We start from the raw sequence: 3,019 nt of genomic DNA, 5'->3' as shown, positions 1-3,019 counted from the left end.
CGCGGGGGGGGGCCCCCACCCGCGGGGGGCGCGGCTTGCCGGGCGGCCGCCCCGGCGCGCGGGGCGACCACCGCTGGGTTTTATTCTACACCCCCCTGGTGCTCCGTACGGACACCAGCGGCGACCCGTCCTTCGCCGAACTGCTGGTCCGGGTCCGGGAGGGCGCGCTCGGCGCGTACGCGCACCAGGACCTGCCGTTCGAGCACGTCGTCGAAGCCCTCAACCCGTCCCGGTCGCTCGCCCGGCAGCCGCTGTTCCAGGTGCTGCTCGCGCTGCAGAACGTGCCCCGCACCGAGTTCGCGCTGAGCGGCCTGGCCACCGAGATCGTGCTGGTGCGGACGCCGACGGCGATGTTCGACCTCGGCATCCACCTGCTGGAGCGCGGCGGCACCGGCGGGCCCGCCGAGGGCATCGTCGGGCGGGTCGAGTACAGCACCGACCTGTTCGACCACGCCACGGTGGAGGTACTGGTCGCCCGGTGGCTGCGGCTGCTGGCGGCGGTGGTCGCCGAGCCGGACCGGCCGCTGAGCCGGATCGATGTCCTCACCGCCGAGGAGCGGCACGAGCTGCTGGTCGTCCGCAACGGCACCGCCTGCCCCGCTCCCGTCGAGAGCCTGCCCGCGCTGTTCGAGGCGCAGGTCCGGGCGACCCCGGCGGCCGAGGCGGTGGTGTTCGAGGACACCGCGCTGACCTACGGCGAGCTGAACCGCCGGGCCAACCGCCTGGCCCACGCGCTGATCGCGCGCGGCGTGGGCCCGGAGCAGGTCGTCGCCCTGCGGCTCCCGCGCTCGGCCGAGCTGGTGGTCGCCGTCCTCGCGGTGCTCAAGACGGGCGCGGCGTACCTGCCGGTCGACCCGGACTACCCGGCGGCCCGCATCGCGTACATGCTGGAGGATGCGCGCGCGGCCGTGGTGCTCGACGACCTCGCGGACGTCACACCCGCCGGGGACCACCCGGAGACCGACCCCGTCGTCACCGTGGACGCACGGCACCCGGCCTACGTCATCTACACCTCCGGCTCCACCGGCCGGCCCAAGGCCGTGGTGATGCCCGCCGCCGGGCTGCTGAACCTGCTGGAGTGGCACCATGAGGCCGTCGGCGGTGAACCCGGCACGCGCACCGCGCAGTTCACCGCGATCAGCTTCGACGTCTCGGTGCAGGAGATGCTCTCCGCGCTGCTGTACGGCAAGACCCTGGTGGTGCCGACGGAGGAACAGCGCCGCAGCGCCGAGCAGTTCGCCCACTGGCTGGACCGGCACGAAGTCGAGGAGCTGTTCGCACCCAACCTGGTGATCGAGGCGCTCGCCGAGGCCGCGGAGGAAGCCGGGCTGGAGCTGCCGGGCCTGCGGCTGATCGCGCAGGCCGGCGAGGCGATGCGCCTGAGCGGTGCGGTGCGCCGCTTCCAGGCCCGCGGGCTCGGCCGGGTGCTGCACAACCACTACGGCCCGGCCGAAACCCACGTGATCACCGCCTACCTGCTGCCGGCCGACCCCGCCGACTGCCCGTCGCCGGTGCCGATCGGCCGCCCGATCGCCAACTGCCAGGTGTACGTGCTGGATGCGGCGCTGCGGCCGGTCGCCCCGGGCGTGCTGGGTGAGCTGTACCTCGCCGGGGCCGGGCTGGCGCGCGGCTACCTGAACCGGCCGTCTCTGACGGCGGGTCGGTTCGTCGCCTGCCCGTTCGAGGTGGGCAACCGGATGTACCGTACCGGGGACCTGGTGCGCTGGCGGGCCGACGGGGAGCTGGAGTTCGCCGGCCGGGCGGACCACCAGGTGAAGGTGCGCGGCTTCCGGGTCGAGCTCGGCGAGATCGAGGCCGAGCTGACCGCGCACCCGGGCGTCGCCCAGGTCGCGGTGCTCGCCCGCGAGGACCGGATCGTCGCGTACGTCGTCCCCCTGGCCGGGAGCGGGGCGACCGCGGCGGCGCTGACGGCGCACCTGCGCGACCGGGTGCCGGACTACCTGGTGCCGTCGGCGTTCGTGCTGCTGGAGGCGTTGCCGCTGACACCGAACGGGAAGCTGGACCGGGCGGCGCTGCCCGCGCCCGAGGCCACGACCAGGGAGACGGGCCGGGCGCCGCGCACACCACAGGAGCAGATCCTGTGCGAGCTGTTCGCCGAGGTGCTGGGCCTCGCCCGGGTCGGGGTCGACGAGGACTTCTTCGCGCTGGGCGGGCACTCGCTGCTCGCCACCCGGTTGGTCTCGCGGATCCGGGCGACCCTCGGGGTCGAGCTGGAGCTGCGAAGCCTGTTCCGGACGCCGACACCGGCCGGGCTGGCGGCCGGGCTGCACGGCGCCGGCACCGCTCGGCAGGCCCTGGTGCCCCGGCCGCGCCGCGAACCGATGCCGCTGTCGTTCGCCCAGCGCCGGCTCTGGTTCCTCCAGCAGTTCGGGGCACCGAGCGCCACCTATCACATGCCGCTGGCCCTGCGGCTGTCCGGAGATCTCGACCGGGCCGCGCTGAGCGCCGCGCTCGCGGACGTGGTGGCCCGGCACGAGACCCTGCGCACGGTCTTCCCGCACACCGCCGGAGTGCCGTACCAGCGGGTGCTGGACAGCACCGAGGTCGCCGTCCCGCTGAGCGTACGCGCGACCGGCGAGGCGGAGCTGCCGGGGCTGCTGCGCGAGGCGGCGGTGCGTGGTTTCGACCTGACCGCGGAAGTGCCGCTGCGGGCTGAGCTGTTCGAACTCTCGGCGGACGAGCACGTGCTGCTGCTGGTGATGCACCACATCGTCGGGGACGGCTGGTCCATGGGCCCGCTGGCCCGTGACCTGGCCACCGCTTACACCGCCCGGCGGGGCGGCGGGGCGCCGGCCTGGCCGCCGCTGCCGGTGACGTACGGCGACTACACCCTGTGGCAGCACGAGATCCTGGGCGACGAGCACGACGCCGACAGCGTGTTCGGCCGCCAGGTCGCCTATTGGAAGGAGGCGCTGGCCGGGCTGCCCGAGCAGCTGCAGCTGCCAGCAGCCCGGCCGCGCCCCGCCACCAAGTCGTACCGCGGCGACCAGCTGGAGCG

General features: G+C 74.6%; 1 protein-coding gene. It reads left to right on the top strand.

Annotated elements, in window-relative coordinates:
• Positions 1 to 98 precede the first annotated feature (98 nt).
• Positions 99 to 3,019: amino acid adenylation domain-containing protein (locus ACFV61_RS32525; protein WP_380495581.1), on the top strand; the 2,921-nt coding region annotated here is incomplete at its 3' end.

Source organism: Kitasatospora sp. NPDC059817 (assembly GCF_042731835.1).
Classification (GTDB): Bacteria; Actinomycetota; Actinomycetes; order Streptomycetales; family Streptomycetaceae; genus Kitasatospora.
Note: the sequence above shows the minus strand (reverse complement) of the source record. Positions and strands in the feature narration are given on the sequence as shown.